The following is a 22,031-nucleotide window of genomic DNA, read 5'->3' on the forward strand; positions in this document are numbered from 1 at the left end:
GAAGCTGGCCTTTTCGGCAATCGGCGTATCACTAACCAAACGGCACGTCGCTTCCTGTATCGTTTGCGACCAACAGTGCCGTTTTGCGCCAACGCCGACTGACGCTGCGGTAATGATGTGGAAATCGAACTGCAACAAGATATTGAGACGACGCAGCGCGAACCTCTCGACAATGACTGTGGGGTCTGCTATGAGCCGCGCCAATTCGTGGTGCGATTGCTGCGGGGCCGTTAAGGTATTGCGCCGCCGTACCTAGAAAACTTATTGCGTCACAACCAAACGGAAGACAGGAACGCACGTGCAGGTACTCGTCCGCGACAACAATGTTGACCAGGCGCTTCGCGCACTCAAGAAGAAGATGCAGCGTGAAGGCATTTTCCGCGAAATGAAGATGCGCGGTCATTACGAGAAGCCTTCGGTCAAGCGCGCACGTGAGAAGGCAGAGGCTGTTCGCCGCGCCCGCAAGCTGGCTCGCAAGCGCGCACAGCGCGAGGGCCTGATCGGCGGCCGCGCGGGTGCTGCTCGCTAAAAAGCGCCTAGTTTTCGTCCTTTTCCGACGATAGTGAATGAAGGTGGGGGTGATGCGAATCGCCGCCACCTTTTTATTATTCTGCAACAACCCGGCTGGAACCTGTCCCGGCGCAAGACGTTGCTGGATGCGGCGAAGAAGGGGATTCACCACATGACGATCGAGGCCGTGGCTGACCGGCGTTTCCTGAAGAGTTCGACTGCCGGGGTCTTTGCCCTGCTTGCGGCGCTGGCCCTGAGTGGCTGCGAGACGACCACGTCGACACTCAGCAGCGTAGCTGTCGACACCGCACAGAGCTCAACCGAGAACATCTCCTCGCTGAGCGAAGTGATCCGCCGGACTCCGAATGATCCGGAAGCTTACAACATCCGTGGCTCGGCCTACGGCAAGGGTGGCCGCTACAAGGAAGCCCTGCGGGACTTTGACACGGCGATCCGCCTCAACCCCAACTTCTACCAGGCCTATGCGAACCGCGCGCTGATCCATCGCTACATGAACAACCAGCAGGCGGCGCTGCAAGACTACAACCGCGCGATCCAGATCAATCCGAACTACGACGCCGCCTATATCGGTCGCGGCAACCTCTATCGCCTGGCCGGCCGCGACAGCGAGGCGTTCCAGGACTTCGAGCGGGCGATCCAGCTCGACACCACCGACCCGCGCGCCTACCACAACCGTGGCCTGCTCTATCAGGCACGCGGCCAGCACGACTTCGCGCTGCAGGACTTCGCGGCCGCCATCTCGCTGTCGCCACAGGCGACCGAGCCTTACACGGCGCGTGGTCTGTCCTACCTCGCCCTCAACGACGACGAGAACGCAGCAGCGGACTTCAACCGCGTCATCACGATCGACCGGTCGAATGCGGAAGCCTGGGCGTATCAGGGTGTAGTGCTGGAGCGACAGGGCGATAAGACCCGCGCGATGCGCTCCTATGGCGAGGCGCTGCGCCTAAATCCGAACTTGAAGGTTGCGAAGGACGGCGTGGCCCGTACCCGGACCTCCTAGCCGTCCTTCTCAAGTTCAGCAGCAGAAAACTATTCTGCCTCACGCGCCGCCGCAGCATTGCGGCGGCGAAGTATTTCGTACGTGACGGCGCCAAGCACCGTGATGGTGATCAGGATGAGCGCCAGCGCGTTCACGGCCGGCGTCAGGCCGGTGCGGACCTTGGTCGCGATGAACACCGTCAGCGGCGTGTCGAAGCCGCGCACGAACAGCGTCGTGTTGTAGTTCTCGACCGACTGCAACACCGCCAGGAAGGCGGCCGCGATCAGCGACGGCTTCAGGTACGGCAGCAGGATGCGGCGGAAGACCATGAACTTCGACGCGCCGAGACCAAGGGCTGCCTCCTCCTGCGTGCGATCGAAACGCTGCAGGCGCGCCGCCACCATCAGCATCACGTAGCAGATGATGAAGCTCGACTGCGCTACGACGATCAGGAACGTGCCGCCGCCGACATTGAGCTGGCGCCACAGCACCAGCGTCGAGATGCCGATGACGACGCCGGGCGTCAGCAGCGGCGATACCATCAGCGCGTAAAGCAGGCCCCTCGCCCGCGCATGCAGGCTCGTCAGCATCAACGCGGCGGCCGTGCCGATCGGCAGCGAGACGATGACGACGAAGAAGGCAACTACGACCGAAGTCCACACGGCCTGCCACATCGCCGCGTCCGCCCACAGCTCCGAGAACCATTGCAGGGTGGTGCCCTGCCACGGCGTCACGGTTGGGAAACGGCTGGTGTTGAACGTCGCGGCCGACATCACCACCAGCGGCATGAACAGGTAGACGAAGAACGCCACCATGTAGAAGCGGAACACCCAGCGGGCGATACGATCAGCGGCACTCATTTCGCCACATCCGTCAGGCTGACACGTGCGATCTTGAGCGTGGCGAGCACGACGACAAGGCACAGCACGAGGAGGACCAGCGCATAGGCCGCACCACGATTCCAGTCGCCGCCCTCGAAGAACCAGTTGTAGATGACCTCGGTGAACCAGCGGCTGCCGGGAGCGCCAAGGAGCGCTGGTGCCACGTAGGATCCTGCCGCAAGCATGAAGGTGAACACGCAGCCGGTCGCGATGCCCGCCTTGGCGTGCGGCATCACTACCCGCCAGTGGATGCGCCAGGTCGAGGCGCCAAGGTCGCGGGCTGCTTCGATCTGCGACTTATCGAGGCTCTCGATCGAGTTGTAGATCGGGAACAGCATGAACAGGATGTAGGCGTAGACCATGCCGGCGAGCACGCCGATATTGCCGTACCAACGCACCGGCGCCTCGATGATTCCCATGTTCAGCAGCACGGCGTTGAGCGGACCGCGGAAGGCGAGGATGATGTACCAAGCGAGCGTGCGCAGTACCTCGTTGATCCAGAACGGGATCGTCAGCGCGAGGATCGCGATGGCGGTCTGGCCGGGCGTGGCGCGCTGTGCCAGCCAAAAAGCGAGCGGATAGCAGACCACGAAGGTGATGAACGCGACGAAGGCGCTGGCCCAAATCGTCTTGAAGAAGATCGAGCGGTGCACGGCCTCGTTGGCGAGGTAGAGGATGTTATCGAGCGAATAGACGTCGTTCGGCCCGCCGATCTGCGCTGGCGGCAGGTTCGGCCGCAGCGCGTAGTCGATCATCATCACATTTGGGGCAAGCACCATGCCCGCCAGCCACAGGAAGACCAGCGCGATGAAGATCGTGGCGAGTCCGCCGCCGAAGCGTTGGTAGAGACTAGCCATCGGGCAGCACCACCGCATGCTGGGTCGCGAAGCCAAACGAAGCCTGGCTGCCGGTTGCAGGCGCATTGGCAAGGTCGGTCGACGGGATCGACGCGATCAGCTGCGAACCATCCTGGAGGCGGCCATAGGCGAGGCCGAATGCGCCCTCGAAATCGATGCGGTCGACCGTGGAGGTCAGCACGTTTTCGCCTGCTCCGCCAGACACCAGCGCCTCCGGGCGCACGTAGAGCTTGACCTTGTCGCCAGCCTTGATGCCGCCATTGGCGCGGCCGCGCAACGAGCCAAGCGGAGTTTCTACCGCGGCAATGCCATCGGCGATGGTGGTCACCTTGCCAGCGATCGCGTTGTTCTCGCCGACGAAGGTCGCAACGAACGGTGTCGCCGGATTGTCGTAGAGCTCGCGCGGCGTGCCAACCTGCTGCAGGACGCCCGCGCTCATGACCGCGATGCGGTCCGACATCGCCAGCGCTTCCGACTGGTCATGCGTGATGTAGATGAAGGTGACGCCCGTGCGCTTCTGCAGCGCGCGCAGCTCGGCGCGCATGTGCTGGCGCAGCTTGAGGTCGAGCGCGGACAGCGGCTCATCGAGCAGCAGAACCTGCGGCTCCACGGCGAGCGCACGCGCGATCGCGACGCGCTGGCGCTGGCCGCCGGACAGCTCGCCCGGCATGCGGTCGCCATAGCCCTCGAGGGCGATCAGTTTGAGAAGTTCATCGGCCTTCTTGCGGCGTTCGGCCTTGGAGGCCCCACGCGCTTCAAGTCCGAATGCGATGTTTTCCCAGACCGGCATCAGCGGGAACAGCGCCAGCGACTGGAAGATCATCGCGGTGGGGCGCTGGTTGGGGCCAAGCCCCTGCATATCCTTGCCACCGATCAGGATGCGGCCTTCAGTCGGCTGCAGGAAGCCGGCGATCATCCGCAGGATCGTGGTCTTGCCGCAGCCGGATGGGCCGAGAATGGAAAAGAATTCGCCGCCATTGACGGTGAAGTTGACGTCGCCCACGGCGCGCGTGGCGCCAAAGCTCATGCCGACCGCTTGCAGCTCGACGGAGTGACTCATCAGGTACCTCTTGTGGGGGGAGAAGGGGCTCTTGCGAGCCCCTTCAGTTCTTCATCAGGCCGAGAGGAAGCGGTCCTGATATTCATTACGCTTCGCGACGTACCAGTTCTCCTGGATCGGCCACCACCACAGCTTGTCGAGCGCGTCGCCCGGGTAAGCAGCGGCGAAGAACGCCTTGGCGTCGTCCGACAGAAGGTCTGCAGCGCCGACAGCGGTCGAGTTGATCGAGGTGGCGTTGGTGTACATCGCTCCGGCTTCCGGCGTGAGGAACCAGTTGATGAAGGCGTAGGCCTGCTCGACATTGGTCGCACCGACCGGGATAGACACGCCTTCCATCCACGCCAGGGCGCCTTCCTTCGGCGCGATGAAGCCGACCGGCAGGCCTTCCTTGGCGAGCGCAGCAGCGGTCGAGTCCCAGGTCTGGCCGATCGCGGCGCCGTTGACGCGGAACGCGCCCTGCGCCTCGTTCTCGTTGGTCCAGAACTGCATGATGTTGCCCTTGCGAGCGATCGCCTCGGCAAGGATCACGTCGAAGATCTCGATCTGGGCTTCCGGGCTGGTGAAGGCGTCGAGCAGCGGACGCGGCAGCTTGCCTTCGGCTTCGAGCCACAGGCCGAGGCCGACGAGGCTCGAATGGCCGCGAACGGTTGCCTTGCCGGCCATCTCCGGCTTCCAGATGTCGCCGTAGGACGCGGTGCCGTACTCGAGCGGAGCCTGGTCCTTGTCGAAGGCGATTGCCTCGGTGCCCCAGTCAACCGGAACCTGATAGCGCTTACCGTCGATGACGGCGCCGAACTTGGCCGAATTCTCCCAGGCGCTAGGAAGGCACTTGGACACCTCGACCTTGGACTCGTCGAGCGGCTGGATCAGGCCGTATTCAACGTAGTTCGGAACGCGATCAACGGTCGGCCAGATCAGGTCGAAGCCACCGCCATTGTTGGCGCGCAGCTGGTTCAGCAGCTCGTCATTGGTGCCGTAAGGCGTGTAGTTCGCCTTGATGCCCGTCGCCTTCTCGAAGGCGCCGAGAATTTCGTCGTTCAGGTAGCCGGCCCACGCGAAAATGTTGACCGACCCCGAGGAGCCCTGCGCGTAGCTGCGCGAAATGAACGGAGCGGCCAGCGAAAGGCCGGCCGTCGCCGCAGCACCACGCAGAAGCGTGCGTCTCTGGATTGTCATCATGAAAGTGCTCTCCCTGGTTGCGAATGACCCGCGTTTATTTTCACTATGATACATTTCGATGACAAATGCGCAATCGGATGATTAGTCGGTCCGCCACTTTAAGGTGAACATTCCGCAGGGAGAAAACGTCGCGGCAACAAAAAGTTAGCAGATGCTGATTTGCTGAGCAGGCGGCCAGAAGTTGCCGGAAAAAGAAACGCCCGGTTGCTGACCGGGCGAGCAAATTTCACAGTCTTCAAACCGCCAGGACCATCGTCATGGGTCAACGACCTGACGATATGCCCCCTCACCTTCCTGGCATCAGGGGCAGCATTGGCATTCCAACCAATGCCGGGCGGCGTGTCATCGATTCGGACACGGTGAAATCCCAACCTGCAGCGCCGCGAAAAAATATCGCTGTGCACACCGCAAAACGACGACGCGAGGCCCCGTCAGGTCAGCCTCGCGCGGCAGCATACCGTCCTCCGCTGCAGGAACCGGAATCTTGCGATCGGTTCACGCAGCGGCTGGCGCTTAGCGCAGCAGGAAGGTGCCGGCGGCGATCAGGATGATGAAGAGGAAAGTGGCCGAGAAAAAGCCGGCGGTCGTGAAGAACCCGAAGGCCATGGCAATGAGGAGCGCCACGGTCGCCATCGAGCCGTACTTCACGATCGTGTTGAACAGCGCGTAGCTCTTCTCGTGCTCCCGATAGTCCATCTCGGCGCCGAGTTCGACAGGACCCGTCGGAGTGTGGTCAGCCATTTCAGTATCCCCTCCGTAAAACAGATGCATCGCTGATAGCGAAAACAGTGCATCGGGGCAATGGGAGTAATGTCGCGCCCTGATCGACGAGCTGCTTGTGAATTCAGGCGAGCCAGCGCTTGCGGCGCTTGTAATGTTTCACGTCGCGGAACGATTTCCGTCCCTCGCCGCCGACGCCGAGGTAAAATTCCTTCACGTCCTCGTTTTCCCGCAGCGATTGCGCGTCGCCATCGAGAACCACGCGGCCCGATTCGAGGATGTAACCGTACTTGGCGTAGCGCAGCGCGATATTGGTGTTCTGCTCGGCAAGGAGGAAAGACACACCCTGCTCCTCATTGAGCTTCTTCACGATCTCGAAGATTTCCTCCACCAGTTGCGGCGCAAGGCCCATCGACGGTTCGTCAAGCAGGATCATCTTCGGCCGGCTCATCAGCGCCCGCCCTATCGCAACCATCTGCTGCTCGCCGCCGGACGTGTAGCCGGCCTGACTGGTGCGGCGAACCTTCAGGCGAGGAAAATATTGGTAGACGAGCTCGAGGTCATCGCGGATCGCCGCCTTCCCATCGCGGCGTGTGAAGGCGCCGGTGAGCAAATTATCTTCGACCGAAAGGTGGCCGAAGCAGTGCCGGCCCTCCATTACCTGGATGCAGCCGCGCCGCACCAGTTCATTCGGCGACAGAGCCTGCACCTCCTCGCCCTTAAACACGATCGTGCCCTTGGTGACCTCGCCGCGCTCGGCATGCAGCAGGTTCGAGATGGCCTTGAGCGTCGTCGTCTTGCCAGCGCCGTTGGCACCGAGGAGTGCGGTGATGCCGCCGCGCGGCACCGACAGCGACACGCCCTTGAGCACCAGGATGACGTGGTCGTAGATCACCTCGATGTTGTTGACCGAGAGGATCGCATCGCCGGGCTGGCTGACGGGTTCGGTGCTGGCTGTCGTCATCATCGTCCCTCGGGAGAGTGACGGCCCGGCGTGACGCCGGGCCGGCTTTTTCCGGTTACTTGCACTCGTCGTTCATCGACCACGGCTGGTTTGCGGCCGCGTAGTCAGCGGCGGCTTTCTCGACCAGCGGGTCGATAACCGAGCGGTCGGCAGTGAGCAGATCGGAGACCTTCACGAACTTGCTGCCGTCCCACTCGACCATCCAGGCACTGGCGTGGCCCGTATGGTTGGAGCAACTCATCGCGAACGGAGCCATCATGTTCTCCGCGCCGAGTTCCGCGAGACGTGCGGCGTCGATATTGACGTTCTCCAGACCGACACGCAGCTGTTCACGGTTGATGTTCGGCGTGCCGGCCTTGTCCTGCGCGGCCTTTACCGCCTCGGCAAGGATCACCGACATCAGGATGCCGCGCTGATAGGCGGTGGAATCAAACTCCCCTGCTTCGGCGTTGATCTGCGACTTGCCGGCGTCGACCACGTACTTTTTAACGTCCTGCATCAGCTTGGACTCGGAGTCCGCGAAGTTCCAGGACAGCGCGCGATAGCCCTTGCCCTGCTCGCCGACGAGCTTGAGGTCCGGCTCATGCGCGCCCCACCAGACGCTGACGAACTGGTTCATTGGATAGCGCGTCTTCACCGCCTCGGAGATCGCGCTGCCGTTCATTGCGCCCCAGCCCCACATGACGACGAAGTCCGGCTTCTCGCGGCGGATCTGAAGCCACTGCGCCGACTGGTTCTGCATCTCGGTGAGGCCGACCGGGATCGGCAGCAAGGTGAAGCCATGCTTCGAAGCAAGCGACTCGAGCAGCGGGATCGGCTCCTTGCCGTACGGATGGTCGAGGTGCAGGAAGGCAATCTTCTTACCGTTGAGGTTGTCTAGGTTGCCGTCGGAAATGCCCTGCAGGATCATCGACGCACCGTCCCAGTAGGAGGTCGGCGGGTTGAAGGCCCACTTGAAGGTCTTGCCGTCCTGCATCGCCGAGAAGCCGTAGCCCGGCGCGTACATCGGGATCTCGTCAACGCCGGCGCGCGGCAGCACCTGCAGGGTGATGCCGGTCGACCACGGCTGCGTCACCAGCGCGCCGTCGGCTTTGGTCTTCTCGTAGCACTCCACGCCCTTTTCGGTGTTGTAGCCGGTCTCGCACTCGTCAAACGCGATCTTGACGCCGTTGATGCCGCCGTCGCGCTCGTTGAGCATGGTCATGTAGTCGAGCTGGCCGTTCATGTGGGGTGTGCCGGTCGCCGCGAACGGACCGGTACGGTAGGACATGTTCGGAAGCTTGAGGGCCTCCTGCGCCGCAACTGGTGCCGCAAGGCCCAGCGCAAATACGGTTGCAAGAAGCGTTGCCTTGATCTGTGCTGTCATGCCTGTTCCTCCACTTTGACCCGTTTTCTGCGGGTCCTCCTCCCTTGGTTGCCGGCCTCGCAGGTCAGTGCGGGAACGGCCAGATAATCAGTTTCTCCCGGATGATGGCCCACAGCCGCGCCAGACCGTGCGGCTCGAGGATCAGAAAACCGATGATGAGCAGACCAATGATCATGACATTGAGATGCTCGACCATCGAAGGGCTGATGGGCAGCCCGAGCGCGCTCGGCACGGCGCCGATGATGACAGGCAGCGCCACGATCAGGATCGCGCCGAGGTAGTTGCCGAGGATCGAACCGAGACCGCCGATAATGGCGATGAACAGCACGCGGAACGACAGCTGGATGTCGAACAGTTCCGCTTCGGCTGCCCCGCGCCAGAAGAACACGAACAGCGCGCCCGCAATGCCGACGATGTAGGACGAGACGAAGAAGGCCAGCAGCTTCGCCTTCATCAGGTTGATGCCGACGAGCTCGGCGGCGATGTCCATGTCGCGCACCGACTTCCAGATGCGGCCGATGCGCCCGCGGGTGATGTTGATGGCGCAGAAGGTGACGACGGCCACCACGCACAGCACGAAATAGTACTGCGTCATCGCCGAAGCCCTGGCGCCGGCGACGGTTACGCCGAACATCTGGATGTTCGGCGCCTGGATCGCGCCCGATGCCGAGTAGTTGTAGAGCCACGCCCACTTCTGGAACAGCCAGACGAGGAAGAACTGCGCCGCAAGCGTCGCGATGGCGAGATAGAAGCCCTTGATACGCAAGGACGGAAGACCGAACGCCATGCCGATGGCCGCCGAGAAAAAGCCTGACAGCGCCAGTACGATAACGATATTGAGCTCAGGGAAGATCGTCGCCAGCTTGAAGCATGCATAGGCGCCGACGCCCATGAAGGCACCGGTACCGAGCGACAACTGTCCGGCATATCCTGTCAGGATGTTGAGGCCGAGAGCTGCCAGCGAATAGATCAGCACCGGAATGAGCAGCGCACGGAAGGTGAACTCGTTCGCCATCAGCGGCAGGATCACGAAGGCGAAGAGAAGGATGACGCCCAGCAGCCACGCGTCCTGCTTCACCGGAAACAGCGCGTAGTCTGCCTTGTAGCTGGTCTTGTACTGTCCTGCGACGCGATAGAGCATTCAGTCTTCCCTCAAACCCGCTCGATGATGCGTTCGCCGAAAAGGCCCTGCGGGCGGAACAGCAGCACGACCAGCGCCAGCATGTAGGCAAACCAGGACTCGGTGTTGCCGCCGAGCAGCGGCTGGCCCCAGTAGATCTCGAACAGCTTTTCGAGGATGCCGATCATCAGCCCGCCGATGATGGCGCCGCTGACGGATTCAAGCCCCCCCAGCATAAGCACCGGCAGCGCCTTGAGCGCGATGACCTCGAGCGCGAACGACACGCCGGCACGCGCGCCCCAGACGATGCCGGTCGCCAGCGCAATCATGCCGGCGATGAACCAGACCAGCACCCAGATCGTCGAGAGCGAGATGCCGACAGACAGCGCCGCCTGATGGTCGTCGCCGAGCGCGCGTATCGCGCGGCCCATCTTCGACTTGTTGAGGAAGAGCAGCAGGCAGACCACCAGCACCACCGCGCCCACCACGGCGGTGATGTCGCGCTGCTCGATCATCACCAGTCCGCCGAACGGCTCGAAGATGTAGCTGTCGGTCGGGATGCCGAGTTCCTCGGTGATCATGCGCTTGTTCTCGCCGCCGAAGATCGTCTCGCCGAGGCCGATCAGGAACAGTGTGATGCCGATGGTTGCCATGAACAGGATGATGTCCGGCTGGTTGACCAGCGGGCGCAGCACGACCCGCTCGATGGCGATCGCAAGCAGCAGCATCACGCCCAGCGTCATCGGCAGCGCCAGCCACGCCGGTATGCCCTTCTGGTGCAGCCCGACGAGCGTTAGCGCCGCGAACACGACCATAATCCCCTGCGCAAAATTGAAGATGCGCGACGACTTGAAGATCAGCACGAAGCCGAGCGCGATCAGTGCGTAGAGCACGCCGGAGACGATGCCCTCCCACAGCACCTGGATCAGGAAGTCCGGGGCATCGGCCATGTCCAGGAATGGCTGGATGAGGATCGAGTGAATGAAGTCCATCAGTGCGCCACTCCCAGATAAGCGTCGATAACCGCCTGGTCGTTCTTGACCACGTCGGGCACGCCGTCAGCGATCTTCTTGCCGTAGTCGAGGACGACGACGCGGTCGGACAGGTCCATCACCACGCCCATGTCGTGCTCGATCAGGGCAATGGTGGTGCCGCGCTGCTGGTTCACGTCGATGATGAACCGGCTCATGTCCTCTTTTTCTTCCAGATTCATGCCCGCCATGGGCTCGTCGAGGAGGAGAAGCGACGGCTCCATGGCGAGCGCCCGCCCAAGCTCGACCCGCTTCTGCAGCCCGTAGGGCAGCTTGCCCACCGGCGTGCGTCGAATGTGTTCGATCTCGAGGAAGTCGATGATTTCCTCGACCTTCTCGCGATGCTCGATCTCTTCCTTGAGCGCCGGGCCATGCCACAGCATCTGCCAGAAGATGTTGCGCTTCATCAGGACCGAACGGCCCGCCATGATGTTCTCGAGCGTCGTCATGCCCTTGAACAGCGCGACGTTCTGGAAGGTACGCGCGATCCCCTGGCGCACCGCGTGGTGCGGCTTCATCGCCCGACGCTCCTCCCCGCGGAAGGTGATGGTGCCCACCTGCGGCGTGTAGAAGCCGTTGATGACATTGAGCATCGACGTCTTGCCCGCGCCGTTCGGCCCGATGATGGCGCGGATCTCGCCCTTGCGGATGTCGAAGGAGATGTCGGTGATCGCCTTCACGCCGCCAAACGAAAGCGAGACGTTGTCGACCTTGAGGAGAACGTCACCCTTGGCAATGCCGTCGTCGGCACCCGCGAACTGAGCCGGCGAAGGACGCGGATTCATTCTGCTGCCTCCCGCACCGGCGACGCATGCGCGCCGCCATAAATGTTTGCTTCTGCGATTTTCACCGTCGCGCTGATGCGTCCCTTGCGGCCGTCTTCGAAGGTGACCTCCGTCGACACAAACTTCTCGCTCGAGCCGTCATAGAGAGCCTCGATCAGCTCACCATAGCGCTCGGCGATGAACGACCGGCGCACCTTCTGCGTGCGCGTGAGCTCGCCATCGTCGGCGTCGAGCTCCTTGTGCAGGATCAGGAAGCGCCGGATCTGCGCGCCCGCCATGGCCGGCTCCTGCGACAGGCGCCGGTTGGTCTCGTCAACGTTGCGGGCGATCATCTCGTAGACGCGCGGATGGCCGGCGAGCTCCTGATAGGAAGCGTAGGCGATGTTGTTTCGCTCTGCCCAGTTGCCCACTGCCGTGAGGTCGATGTTGATGAACACCGCCGCGAAGTCTCGCCCGTCGCCGAAGGCCACCGCCTCCTTGATGTTCGGGAAGAATTTCAGCGTGTTCTCGATGTATTTCGGCGCGAACAGCGAGCCATCACGCAGCTTGCCGACATCCTTGGCGCGGTCGATGATCTTGAGCTGCCCGTCGGTGTCGAAGAAGCCGGCATCGCCCGTCTTCACGTAGCCATCCGGTGTCATCGCCTCGGCGGTCTTCTCCGGCTCCTTGTAGTAGCCGACGAACATGCCGGGAGAACGGAACTGAACCTCGCCACCCTCGCTGATCCGGATATCGACATTCGGTGCCGGCGGCCCGACCGTATCGGAGCGCACCTCGCCATCCTTCTGGCAGGTCACGTACAGGAACGCCTCGGTCTGTCCGTAGAGCTGCTTCAGGTTGATGCCGAGCGAGCGGAAGAACGAGAACAGATCGGCGCCGATCGCCTCGCCGGCGGTATAAGCCACGCGGATTTTTGACAGGCCCAGCACATTCTTGAGCGGCCCATAGAGCAGGATTTCGCCAAGCGCATAGGCAAGACGTCCAGTGAGCGGCACCGGCCGCTTTTCAAGAATCGCCTCACCATACTTGCGGGCGACCTCGGTGAAGGTGCGGAAAATCCACTTCTTGAACCGGCCAGCATCCTCCATTCGGATCGTAACGCTGGTCAGCAGTCCCTCGAAGACGCGCGGCGGCGCGAAATAGAAGGTCGGCCCGATCTCGCGCAGGTCCTGCGGTACGGTCTGCTGGCTTTCAGGGCAGTTCATGCAGAAGCCCGCAACATAGCCCTGCGCGTAGTTGAGGTAATGGTCGCCAACCCAGGCGAGCGGCAGGTAGGCCAATACGCTGTCCCGCTCGGTGAGGTCGTCGAACTTCACCGTGTCAAACGCAGCCTGCACCGCCGATGCCGCCCGGATCATCACGCCCTTCGAGCGTCCCGTCGTGCCGGAGGTATAGAGCATGACCGAGACGTCATCGCCGCTCGCCGAACGGATGCCGTCCTCCCAGTTTTTGGCCGCAGACGGATCGCGCTCGATCAGCGCCCGGCCCTTTGCCTGCACCTCCTCGAAGTCGTGCAGCGCTTCGGAGCGATAGTCGCGCAGGCCACGCTTCTCGTCGTAGATGATGTCGGTCAGCGCCGGGATCTGATCGGCAAAGGAGAGCAGCTTGTCGACCTGCTCCTGGTCCTGCGCGACGGCAAATCGCACGCCGGCATGATCGAGCACGTAGGCCATTTCCTCGGCCACCGCGTCGGCATAGACCGGCACCGGAATGCCGCCGAGCGACTGCACCGCAGTGAACGTCCAGTAGAGCCGCGGGCGGTTGGCGCCCACCACCGCCACCTTGTCGCCGCGCTCGAAGCCGAGTTCGAGCAGGCCGAGCGCAAAGGCGCGGATTTCATCGAGTTGCTGTCGCCAGGTCCAAGTCTGCCAGATGCCATAGTCCTTGTGACGCATGGCCGGGCGACTGCCAAATTGCTCCGCATTGCGAAGCAGGTATTTGGGAAATGTATCGAGTGCGGTCGCAGTGTGCGCCAACCCGTTCCTCCTCCAGATGGACGCGCTCATTTTGCGTCCGGCTCCGAGTTGGCCCCTCCCGCCTCACCGGAACCTTGATTGTTGTGCGGAGAATTCCACGAAACAACTTGTCTGTGCAACACCCCGCTTGACAGACAGGGCGGCAGATTGTCTGTTCAATGGGCGCACGTGTAGGCGCTCATTTCCTCAACAACGTCCTGCTTTTACTGCCGCTGGCCTTGTTGGCGCACTCAGGCGTCGTAGGTGATCAACGCCTGAATGTTGAGCGGCGTGATGCGGCCGTGCTCCAGCTTCACCAGCCCCTCTTCCTCCAGCTCCTGCAGGCTGCGGTTGACCACCTGCCGCGAAACGCCGACGAGCAGCCCCAGTTCCTCCTGGCTGATCTCGATGGCCGGTCCCGCATTCGGGTAAAGCACCTTGTTGAAGAACCAGGAGAGGTTGCGCGCCACCCGCGCCTTCGGGCCAAGGATACGGTCGTATTCGATGGTGGCGATGAACTGGCCCATCCGCTCGTTGAGCTGGCGCACAAGGAAGCGGTTGAAGCCGGTCGAATTCTCGTAGAGCCACATGAAGGTCGACCGCTGCATCATGGCGAGCCGCGTGCCGCGAATGGCGACGAGGTCGTATTTGCGGGGCTCGTCCTTGAGCACGGAGCCCTCTCCGAACCAACCGCCATCGGCGGCGCCGGCAAAGGTCATCGCCTTGCCGTTGCGGGCGATCGAACTGATCTTGACCAGCCCGCTCAGGACGCCGGTCCAGTGGTCCAGCCGGTCGCCTTTGTGGCAGATGTAGGACCCCTTCGAATATTTCCGCTCGATCAGGCCCCGGCTGGCGCGCTCGATTTCGTCTTCCGTGAGCTCCGCAGCCCAGATGCAGGATCTCGCAATTTCCTCGCGCGCAGTCATGTGTCCTCGGGACGCAACGCCTAAGGTTGCATCAGTGCTAAGTTAGGACGCGAGGCGCCCCGATGACAAGAAGTCAGGCCGCGTAGCGCGCCGTCGGCAGGATGGTCAGCGGCTTCGGCTCACCGATCCGGGTTTCGCCGAACATCAGCCTCTGTTCCATCGGCGTCGAGCGGAAGAACGGGAACCGCGCGAAAGAGCGCGTCCGGATCGCATTGACGTCCGCCTGGTAGAGCACGACCTGGTAATTGAGACCCGGATAGTCGCGCAGCTCGCCAATCTGCTCGGAGTGATAGATCCTCCGATAGAAGCCGCCGTGGTCGGGCCGGATGGTCGACAGGCAGTATGGCGTCGCGAAATGCATGCAGGCCATACCCGCGAGCCGCAGCGTTATGTACGGTATCTGCGGAAAGGTCTTCGTCCAGTCCGGATCGGCCGCGAAACGGCTCGGGTCGATGAAGGTCTCCCCCGCCTCCAGGCGCGGCATCAGGATGTCCGGGTAGACGATCGTCGACGGCGAGCGCGAATGTTCCGCCGTCACGAGGTGCAGCCGCAGCGTACTCACCAGCACTCCGTCGATATAGACCCCGAAACGATGGCAGTTTTCCTGCTCATCGAGCGCGTCATGAATCTGGCCTTCGCTGATATCGCCCACCATGTCGGTGCGCCGGTACGCCTTGTAGCGCAGCCGGTAGATATCCTCGAGGTCCTCCCCGCTCTCACACCGCCGATACTCGGTGCGCTCAAGCGCTGAAAAGATGTTCGCTACAAAAGCCGATTGTGCTTCGGACGCTGAACCGTGCTGCTCGTTAGCTGCTCCCCGCAGCGTCGTCACGTTGCTGGACATGACATCCCCCGCATCTAAATCCCACCGGCCGTCAGGTTATTGGAGAGGCCGTATGAGTAAAGGCGAAAATGCCGGAGATGCTGTTAACCTGTTGTTAAGGTTAACAAATCGTTAACCGACAGGCGCAGGCGCCTCCCGGTGTTAACTTTTGGAACTGGGGAGGGATCAGCCGCCGCAGCTGGCGTTGGCGGAGCGGATCTGCTGCGCGAAAGGCCACGTCGTGTTGTACATCGTGGCTATGCCCGAGGCGGTCAGCGCCGAGCCGAACAGGAAGCCCTGGACGAGATCGGGCTTCGCTTCCAGCGCGAGCAGCTTAAGCTGCTCGAAGGTCTCGATGCCCTCGATGGCGACTTCGAGCCCGAGCGGGCGCGACAGGTTGACGATGCCGCGCAGCAGTTCGAGCGAGCGCGTGTTGCGGGTCACGTCCTGCACGAAGGAGCGGTCGATCTTGACCTTGTCGAGCGGCAGCGTGTGCAGGTAGCTGAGGCTCGAATAGCCGGTGCCGAAGTCGTCGAGTGCAACGCGCACCCCGAGCCGCTTGAGCTCCTCGATGAACTTGCGGGTCTGCGCCTTATCGTCGAGCAGCGCCGTCTCGGTGACCTCGATCTCGAGCCGGCTCGGCTCCAGGCCGGACATGGCCAGCGCCCGCCTGACGGTCGTGATGATGGCGTCAGAGCGGAAATCCTTGGCCGAGAGATTGACCGACACGCCGATCGGCTCGGGCCAGTTCATGCACTCCTGCGTCGCGCTTTCGAGCATGAACGCGCTGATTTCGGAGATGATGCCCATCTCTTCCGCGAGCGGGATGAATACGGCCGGCGAGATCGGTCCTATTTCCGGATGATCCCAGCGGCACAGCGCCTCGCAGTTGGCGATCCGCATCGTCTGCATCGACACGATCGGCTGGTAGACGACGCGCAACCGCCGCGCATCTACCGCCTCGCGCAGGTCCGCCTTGAGCAGCTGCTTGTTGCGGAACGCCTGGTCCATGACGCTTTCGAACAGCTGCCAGCCGTTCTTGCCGGTTTCCTTGACCTTGTAGAGCGCAAGGTCGGCCTTGACCGTCATCGTATCGACGTCGGCACCCTGGGCGACTGTGAGAAACGCGCCGGCACTCGCCTGAATGCGCAGCATGTGCCCGGCGACGTCGACTTCGCCCTTGAGCTTGCTGAAGATCTCATCGAGCGTGGCGCGGAAGTCCTCGGCGCCCTTCACATGGTCGAAGAAGATCATGAACTCGTCACCGCCGAACCGGCTGACGATCACGTCATCATTCGCGAACGGGAGCAGCTTCTCGCCGACCACATAGATCAGGCCGTCGCCGACGGGATGGCCGAGCGTGTCGTTGACGCTCTTGAAGTCGTCGAGATCGAAAACAACAAGGGCGACCCGGCGGTTCGGATCGCCCGTGCTGAGGCGCTCTGCAACGAGCTCGTTGAAGTAGGCGCGGTTCGGCAGACCGGTCAGGCTGTCGTAGCGCGCCATGTGACGGATGCGTTCTTCCGCCTCGATGCGTGCGGTAACCTCCTCGAAGGTCAATACGCGGAGTTCGTCGCGGCTTTCACGCGCCGAGAACTCGAAGTAGCGGCCGTCATTGAGGTTGATCAGGACCTTCCTGTCCTTGCCCTCGGTCAGCGCGCGCGTGAGCTGCGACTCGGCATAGCTGGCATCCTCGCGGCTGAGCATGCCGCCGGCAACGCCGCGCATCAAAAGGCCCCGCAGCGAGCGACCAAGCAGCTGGTCGGGCTCGTCGGTGCGCATCAGCGCCGCAGCTTCCGCGTTGGCCACCACCACCTTGCCGTCGGAGCCAAGCATGATCAGGCCGGAGGTCATGGTGTTCAGCGCCTTGTCGAAGCGCTGGGCGAGACGGTTTGCCGTCTTTTCCGCATGCAGCGCGGCAAAAAGCACCTCGCGCACGTTGTCCGCGAAGGTGCGAATCGCGAAGAAGAACGGGATCACCAGGCAGCCGAGGATAATATGGTAGATGTCGCCGTGCAGCAGGAACGCGGCCGAAATCGGCCAGGTCATCGTCATGATGAAGACCATGACCATCCGCGGCGAGCCGTAATTGCGGCCGGCGATCGACGTCACCGAAGCCAGCGTGACGCAGACTGACGCCTTCTCGCCGAACGAGTCAGGCGCCCAGTAGATCGTCAGGAAGCAGAACAGGCCCAGCAGGAAGCCGTGCATGCCCCCGTAGATGATATAGGTTCGTTCCCAATCCTTGGCTTCCTCGCGAGTGGTGGGAACCGGTTTGCGCGAATATTGGCGAACGCTGCGCAGGCGTAGTACCGCGAGGATCGCAAGGGCTGGCGCCAGTCCGAGATAGATACGGTCGCCGGAGTCGATGTAGACGAGGCCTACGAGCAGGAGCTGGGCAGCAAAGCCAATGGCAAGGGTGACACTGTCGCGAAACAGCGTCTGAACGAACGGTATGTATATGTCGAGCGGAAGCTCGTCGTTCTTCTTGCTTGGCATACCGGGCAAACCAAATGAACCGGAAGGATGCCATCGCCGCCTTAAAAAAGGCTTAGGGCACAACGACGTGCATCACTCGGCCGCGGCGAGCAGCCTGTCGTGGGCAGAGGCGGTAAAGCGCGCGATCATCCGTTCGCGCTCCGCCTGCGCCTTGCGGGCATTTGCCTCCTTCACATGACCGTAGCCCCTGATTGTCAAAGGAATACTGGCGAGCGCGGTCGCGGCCTCCAGGTTGGCAGCTGTCAACCGCTTCCTGATGAGAGCGAGATCAGACTCGAAGTCGCTGAGCAGCTTGCGCTCCATGCGCCGCTCATGGGTGTAGCCGAAGATGTCGAATGCCGTGCCGCGCAGGCCGCGTAGCGCGGCGAGGATGACAAAGCCCTTCATCATCCACGGGCCGAAGCTGGTCTTGCGGGCCTTGCCGTCCGGCCCCTTGCGGCCAAGGATCGGCGGTGCGAGGTGAAATTCGAGGCTGGACCAGTCCTCGAACTGGTCGGACAGCTGGCGGCGGAAGTTGCCGTCACTGTAGAGCCGGCCGACCTCATACTCGTCCTTGATCGCCATCAGCTTGAACAGGCTCTTCGCCGCCGCCTCGGTTACCGCAGTTGAGCCCGGCGATGCGCGCTCCTCAGCCTCCCGGATCGTGGCAATCTGCTGGCGGTAGCGATCGGCATAGGCCGCATTCTGATAGGCGGCCAGGAACCTCGCGCGGCGCTCGATCAGGTCGTCCAGGCTTGGCGGCAGGTCAGCCGATGCCTTCTGATTGCCGATCAGCTTACGCACGAACTCCGGATCATGTGCCGCACGACGGCCCCAGCGGAAGGCGTCGATGTTCATGCGCACCGCCTGGCCGTTGAGCTCGATCGCCTTTTCGATCGCGTCGGCGCTGAGCGGCAAGCCACCAAGCTGGTAGGCAAAGCCCAGCATGAACATGTTGGCAGCGAGCGAGTTTCCGAACAGCGCGGTCGCCGCGTTGCTCGCGTCGAAGAAATGCGCCCTGTCGGGGCCGGCCGCCGCGCGGATCGCCTTCTTCAGTCGCTCGCTCGGCAGCGAGAAGTCGGCGTTGCGGGTGAAATCGCCCGGCATAACCTCGGCGGTGTTGGCGACGAACAGCGTCTCGCCCTCGCGCACCGCCGACAGGATCTTTTTGTTGCCCGAGACGACGAGATCGCAGCCGAGGATCAGGTCCGCCTTGCCTGCCGAGACGCGGATCGCGTGGATCTGCTCGGGGGTGCGCGCGATGCGGATGTGGCTGAACACCGCCCCGCCCTTCTGCGCAAGGCCAGCCATGTCGATGATGCCACAGCCCTTGCCTTCAAGGTGCGCCGCCATGCCAAGCACTGCGCCGATCGTGACAACCCCAGTGCCGCCAATGCCATCGACAATGCCCGCCCAGCCGCGCTGATCGAGCCCGAATGCCGCCGGCTTTGGCACGCCCTCAAGCGGATCGAGATTGCCGGCGGTGCCGGTGGCACGGCGCAACTTTGCGCCATGGACAGTGACAAATGACGGGCAGAAGCCGTTGACGCAGGAGAAATCCTTGTTGCACGACGACTGGTCGATGCGCCGCTTGCGGCCAAACTCGGTCTCAAGCGGCTGCACGGAAACGCAGTTGGATGCGACGCTGCAGTCGCCGCAGCCTTCACACACCAGCTCGTTGATGAACACGCGCTTGTTGGGATCGGGGAAGGTGCCGATCTTGCGGCGACGGCGCTTTTCCGCCGCGCAGGTCTGGTCATAGAGCAGGACCGAGACGCCCTTCACCTCGCGCAGTTCGCGCTGCACGGCATCGAGCTCGTCGCGGTGATGGATGGTCGTTCCCGAGGGGAAAGAGATGACGCCCGAATATTTGTCCGGCTCGTCGGTGACGACCGCGATGCGCTCGACACCCTCGGCGCGGATCTGCGCCGCGATCATCTCAAGCGTCAGGTTCCCCTCGTGCGGCTGGCCGCCGGTCATGGCGACCGCGTCGTTGTAGAGCACCTTGTAGGTGATGTTCGCCCCGCTTGCGATCGCGAAGCGCAGGGCAAGCGAGCCCGAGTGGTTGTAGGTGCCGTCGCCGAGGTTCTGGAAGATGTGCTCGCGCTTTGTGAACGGCGCCTGACCAACCCACTGCGCGCCCTCCCCGCCCATGGCGGTGAAGCCGTGGGTCGAGCGGTCCATCCACAGCGCCATGAAGTGGCAGCCGATGCCAGCGGCCGCGATCGAGCCTTCCGGCACCTTGGTCGAAGAATTGTGCGGGCAGCCCGAGCAGAAATGGGGGATGCGCGCCGCGACGTCCTTCGTCTCGGCGAGCATCGCCTGGAACTGCCGGAGCCGCGTGACACGTGCGGCGACCTCTTCCGAATAGCCGAGAACCTTGAGCACGCGCTCGCCAAGCGCGATCGCAATGTCGTTCGGATCCAGCGCCCCAGAAGGCTGGAACAGCGTCTCCCCGCGCTCATCCTTCTTACCCACGATCACCGGCTGGTGGGGTTTGCCGTAAAGGCTCTCGCGCAGCTGCGCCTCGATCAACGAGCGCTTTTCCTCGACGACGACGACCATCTCGAGGCCCTGCACGAACTCAGCAACGTGTTCGTAATCTAGCGGCCACGGGCACGCGACCTTGAAGAGGCGCAAGCCAATGCGGTTCGCCGTCTCCTCGTCGATGCCGACGTCGTCGAGCGCCTGGCGTACGTCGAGATAGCTCTTGCCGACCGTGATGATGCCAAGCTTCGGGGTGCTGCCGCCCGAATAGATGATCTTGTTGAGGCCGTTAGCCTGGATGAACTTGCTGACCGCCGCGCGCTTGTATTCGTGCAAGCGCTTTTCCTGCCCGAGCTGGTCGAGCTCATTGCGGATGTTCAGCCCGCCCGGCGGCAGGTCGATTTCGGGATAAACGACGTTCAGCCGGTCGAGCGACACGTCCACCGAGGCGGTGGACTCGATGTTGTCCTTGACGCACTTGATCGCCGCCCAGGTGCCGGAAAAACGCGACAGCGCATAACCGTAAAGGCCGTAGTCGATCAGTTCCTGCACGCCCGCCGGGTGGAAGATCGGCATCATCACGTCGACGAACGCGTATTCCGTCGCGTGAGCGTTGGTTGAGGACTCTGCCGTGTGATCGTCGCCCATCAGGACGAGCACGCCGCCATGCTTCGACGAACCGGCAAGATTGCCGTGGCGAAACACGTCGCCGGAGCGGTCAACGCCCGGTCCCTTGCCGTACCAGAGCGCGAAGACGCCGTCATACTTGCCGTCGCCGAGCAGCTCCGCCTGCTGCGTGCCCCAGCACGCGGTGGCGGCGAGTTCCTCGTTGAGGCCCGGCTGGAAGACGATCTCGGCTGATTCGAGCTGCTTCTTGGCCTTCCACAACTGCTGGTCGAGTCCGCCGAGCGGAGAGCCGCGATAACCTGAAACAAAACCAGCGGTGGAAAGCCCCGCGCGCTGGTCCAGCGCGCGCTGCATCATCAGCATGCGTACAATTGCCTGCGCGCCTGAGACGAAGATGCGTTGCTTCGACAGATCGTATTTGTCGTTAAGCGACACATCATGCAGCGACATTCGTACTCTCCCGGCAGGTATCCGTCCGTGAAGGCGGCGTTCCTGTACACAGTCTTCCCGACAGGTGCGATTCCGTCAAACTAAATTGCGGTTGTGCTTTTCAAAACCGCATTGGGAATGATATTCGCGATGCGTCGGTTCTTCTCGAAAATCGACAGCAACAGGGGGAAGTTCTTGGCGCTCTTCTGGAGCGCCAGAGGAGGAGCGCCGCTTTGCGGCTTTACCGGAAAAGTGGTTCGAAGGATGAACCCATGAATTTCTTTGTCGCCGTCATTCGCGCGATCGGCGCGATGAACAAGTTAATTGGAAATGTATTTTCCTGGCTAGCGCTGGCCATGGTCCTCATCTGCTTCACGGTGGTGATCCAGCGTTATGCTCTTGGCTTCACTGTCCTGTGGATGCAGGACCTCTACGTCTGGCTGAACGGTGCCATGTTCACCGCGGTTGCCGGTTTCGCGTTGTTGCGCGACGATCATGTCCGCGTCGACATCTTTTACCGGCCGGCATCGATTCGGACGAAGGCGATCATCGACCTCATCGGCGTCATCTTCTTCCTGCTGCCGTTCTGCTGGATCGTCACGAGGTACAGCTGGAACTACATCGGGCGTTCATGGCGGCTCTATGAGGCATCAGGCAACGTCGGCGGCATGCCGGGCCTTTTCATTCTGAAGAGCTTCATTCTGGTTTTTGTGGTGGTGGTCGCGCTGCAGGGCATCGCTTGGGTCCTGCGCTCGATCCTCGTTCTGCGGGGGCAGGAACACCTGTTGCCGAGCCAATACCGCTACCCGGTGCATCAGGAGTAATCGCTA

18 protein-coding genes are annotated in these 22,031 nt (G+C 62.4%); 3 read left to right on the forward strand and 15 right to left on the reverse strand.

Annotation, left to right across the window (positions count from 1 at the left end):
* Nucleotides 1-298: 298 nt before the first annotated feature.
* Nucleotides 299-529, forward strand: a complete 231-nt coding sequence (gene rpsU / locus L630_RS0106345) for a 30S ribosomal protein S21 (RefSeq protein WP_024847431.1) — start codon at nucleotides 299-301, stop codon at nucleotides 527-529.
* Nucleotides 530-682: 153 nt separating this feature from the next.
* Nucleotides 683-1,534, forward strand: coding sequence for a tetratricopeptide repeat protein (locus tag L630_RS0106350; RefSeq protein ID WP_144708861.1), 852 nt, complete (start codon nucleotides 683-685; stop codon nucleotides 1,532-1,534).
* 29 nt (nucleotides 1,535-1,563) lie between these two features.
* On the opposite strand, the gene L630_RS0106355 is transcribed toward L630_RS0106350, so the two are convergent.
* The 15 genes from L630_RS0106355 to L630_RS0106425 all read right to left on the reverse strand — a co-directional run bounded on the left by L630_RS0106355 (nucleotide 1,564) and on the right by L630_RS0106425 (nucleotide 21,222).
* The gene (locus tag L630_RS0106355) at nucleotides 1,564-2,373 is read right to left on the reverse strand and encodes an ABC transporter permease (RefSeq protein WP_024847433.1); all 810 of its coding nucleotides are present in this window, start codon (nucleotides 2,371-2,373) and stop codon (nucleotides 1,564-1,566) included.
* Complete coding sequence (locus tag L630_RS0106360) at nucleotides 2,370-3,251, reverse strand: ABC transporter permease (RefSeq protein WP_024847434.1); 882 nt, start codon at nucleotides 3,249-3,251, stop codon at nucleotides 2,370-2,372. Before L630_RS0106360 ends, L630_RS0106355 begins: the two co-directional genes overlap by 4 nt.
* The gene (locus L630_RS0106365) at nucleotides 3,244-4,311 is read right to left on the reverse strand and encodes an ABC transporter ATP-binding protein (protein ID WP_024847435.1); all 1,068 of its coding nucleotides are present in this window, start codon (nucleotides 4,309-4,311) and stop codon (nucleotides 3,244-3,246) included. Before L630_RS0106365 ends, L630_RS0106360 begins: the two co-directional genes overlap by 8 nt.
* Before the next feature lie 54 nt (nucleotides 4,312-4,365).
* Entirely contained in the window at nucleotides 4,366-5,490 is a 1,125-nt protein-coding gene (locus L630_RS0106370; protein WP_245263669.1) for an extracellular solute-binding protein, read from the reverse strand.
* Nucleotides 5,491-6,003: 513 nt separating this feature from the next.
* On the reverse strand, nucleotides 6,004-6,231 hold the full coding sequence (locus L630_RS0106375) for an aa3-type cytochrome c oxidase subunit IV (protein WP_024847437.1): 228 nt from the start codon (nucleotides 6,229-6,231) through the stop codon (nucleotides 6,004-6,006).
* Between the two features lie 103 nt (nucleotides 6,232-6,334).
* Nucleotides 6,335-7,177 (reverse strand): ABC transporter ATP-binding protein, encoded by an 843-nt coding sequence (locus L630_RS0106380; RefSeq protein ID WP_024847438.1) that lies wholly within the window; start codon nucleotides 7,175-7,177, stop codon nucleotides 6,335-6,337.
* Nucleotides 7,178-7,229: 52 nt separating this feature from the next.
* Complete coding sequence (locus L630_RS0106385; RefSeq protein ID WP_024847439.1) at nucleotides 7,230-8,540, reverse strand: ABC transporter substrate-binding protein; 1,311 nt, start codon at nucleotides 8,538-8,540, stop codon at nucleotides 7,230-7,232.
* A gap of 64 nt (nucleotides 8,541-8,604) precedes the next feature.
* Nucleotides 8,605-9,681, reverse strand: coding sequence for a branched-chain amino acid ABC transporter permease (locus L630_RS0106390; protein ID WP_024847440.1), 1,077 nt, complete (start codon nucleotides 9,679-9,681; stop codon nucleotides 8,605-8,607).
* An 11-nt stretch (nucleotides 9,682-9,692) separates the two neighbouring features.
* Nucleotides 9,693-10,652 carry a branched-chain amino acid ABC transporter permease gene (locus L630_RS0106395; RefSeq protein WP_024847441.1) on the reverse strand — a complete coding sequence of 320 codons (960 nt, stop codon included), beginning with the start codon at nucleotides 10,650-10,652 and terminating at the stop codon, nucleotides 9,693-9,695.
* Nucleotides 10,652-11,476, reverse strand: a complete 825-nt coding sequence (locus L630_RS0106400) for an ABC transporter ATP-binding protein (protein ID WP_024847442.1) — start codon at nucleotides 11,474-11,476, stop codon at nucleotides 10,652-10,654. Before L630_RS0106400 ends, L630_RS0106395 begins: the two co-directional genes overlap by 1 nt.
* Nucleotides 11,473-13,482 carry an AMP-binding protein gene (locus L630_RS0106405; RefSeq protein WP_186445305.1) on the reverse strand — a complete coding sequence of 670 codons (2,010 nt, stop codon included), beginning with the start codon at nucleotides 13,480-13,482 and terminating at the stop codon, nucleotides 11,473-11,475. The genes L630_RS0106400 and L630_RS0106405 overlap by 4 nt, the downstream gene beginning before the upstream one ends.
* 200 nt (nucleotides 13,483-13,682) lie before the next feature.
* Complete coding sequence (locus L630_RS0106410; protein ID WP_024847444.1) at nucleotides 13,683-14,357, reverse strand: Crp/Fnr family transcriptional regulator; 675 nt, start codon at nucleotides 14,355-14,357, stop codon at nucleotides 13,683-13,685.
* Between the two features lie 73 nt (nucleotides 14,358-14,430).
* On the reverse strand, nucleotides 14,431-15,201 hold the full coding sequence (locus L630_RS0106415) for a hypothetical protein (protein ID WP_024847445.1): 771 nt from the start codon (nucleotides 15,199-15,201) through the stop codon (nucleotides 14,431-14,433).
* 165 nt (nucleotides 15,202-15,366) lie between these two features.
* Nucleotides 15,367-17,679, reverse strand: a complete 2,313-nt coding sequence (locus L630_RS0106420) for an EAL domain-containing protein (protein WP_024847446.1) — start codon at nucleotides 17,677-17,679, stop codon at nucleotides 15,367-15,369.
* Between the two features lie 72 nt (nucleotides 17,680-17,751).
* Nucleotides 17,752-21,222, reverse strand: a complete 3,471-nt coding sequence (locus L630_RS0106425) for an indolepyruvate ferredoxin oxidoreductase family protein (RefSeq protein ID WP_024847447.1) — start codon at nucleotides 21,220-21,222, stop codon at nucleotides 17,752-17,754.
* 251 nt (nucleotides 21,223-21,473) lie between these two features.
* Between L630_RS0106425 and L630_RS0106430 the strand changes: the two genes are divergently transcribed.
* Entirely contained in the window at nucleotides 21,474-22,025 is a 552-nt protein-coding gene (locus L630_RS0106430) for a TRAP transporter small permease subunit (protein WP_024847448.1), read from the forward strand.
* Nucleotides 22,026-22,031 lie beyond the last annotated feature (6 nt).

The sequence above is a fragment of the Aminobacter sp. J41 genome (assembly GCF_000526635.1).
Taxonomy (GTDB): Bacteria; Pseudomonadota; Alphaproteobacteria; order Rhizobiales; family Rhizobiaceae; genus Aerobium.

Coding starts and splice junctions, on each gene's coding strand:
- L630_RS0106350 (WP_144708861.1), top strand. CDS start 683: ATGACGATCGAGGCCGTGGCTGACCGGCGTTTCCTGAAGAGTTCGACT.
- L630_RS0106355 (WP_024847433.1), bottom strand. CDS start 2,373: ATGAGTGCCGCTGATCGTATCGCCCGCTGGGTGTTCCGCTTCTACATG.
- L630_RS0106360 (WP_024847434.1), bottom strand. CDS start 3,251: ATGGCTAGTCTCTACCAACGCTTCGGCGGCGGACTCGCCACGATCTTC.
- L630_RS0106365 (WP_024847435.1), bottom strand. CDS start 4,311: ATGAGTCACTCCGTCGAGCTGCAAGCGGTCGGCATGAGCTTTGGCGCC.
- L630_RS0106370 (WP_245263669.1), bottom strand. CDS start 5,490: ATGATGACAATCCAGAGACGCACGCTTCTGCGTGGTGCTGCGGCGACG.
- L630_RS0106375 (WP_024847437.1), bottom strand. CDS start 6,231: ATGGCTGACCACACTCCGACGGGTCCTGTCGAACTCGGCGCCGAGATG.
- L630_RS0106380 (WP_024847438.1), bottom strand. CDS start 7,177: ATGATGACGACAGCCAGCACCGAACCCGTCAGCCAGCCCGGCGATGCG.
- L630_RS0106385 (WP_024847439.1), bottom strand. CDS start 8,540: ATGACAGCACAGATCAAGGCAACGCTTCTTGCAACCGTATTTGCGCTG.
- L630_RS0106390 (WP_024847440.1), bottom strand. CDS start 9,681: ATGCTCTATCGCGTCGCAGGACAGTACAAGACCAGCTACAAGGCAGAC.
- L630_RS0106395 (WP_024847441.1), bottom strand. CDS start 10,652: ATGGACTTCATTCACTCGATCCTCATCCAGCCATTCCTGGACATGGCC.
- L630_RS0106400 (WP_024847442.1), bottom strand. CDS start 11,476: ATGAATCCGCGTCCTTCGCCGGCTCAGTTCGCGGGTGCCGACGACGGC.
- L630_RS0106405 (WP_186445305.1), bottom strand. CDS start 13,482: ATGAGCGCGTCCATCTGGAGGAGGAACGGGTTGGCGCACACTGCGACC.
- L630_RS0106410 (WP_024847444.1), bottom strand. CDS start 14,357: ATGACTGCGCGCGAGGAAATTGCGAGATCCTGCATCTGGGCTGCGGAG.
- L630_RS0106415 (WP_024847445.1), bottom strand. CDS start 15,201: ATGTCCAGCAACGTGACGACGCTGCGGGGAGCAGCTAACGAGCAGCAC.
- L630_RS0106420 (WP_024847446.1), bottom strand. CDS start 17,679: ATGCCAAGCAAGAAGAACGACGAGCTTCCGCTCGACATATACATACCG.
- L630_RS0106425 (WP_024847447.1), bottom strand. CDS start 21,222: ATGTCGCTGCATGATGTGTCGCTTAACGACAAATACGATCTGTCGAAG.
- L630_RS0106430 (WP_024847448.1), top strand. CDS start 21,474: ATGAATTTCTTTGTCGCCGTCATTCGCGCGATCGGCGCGATGAACAAG.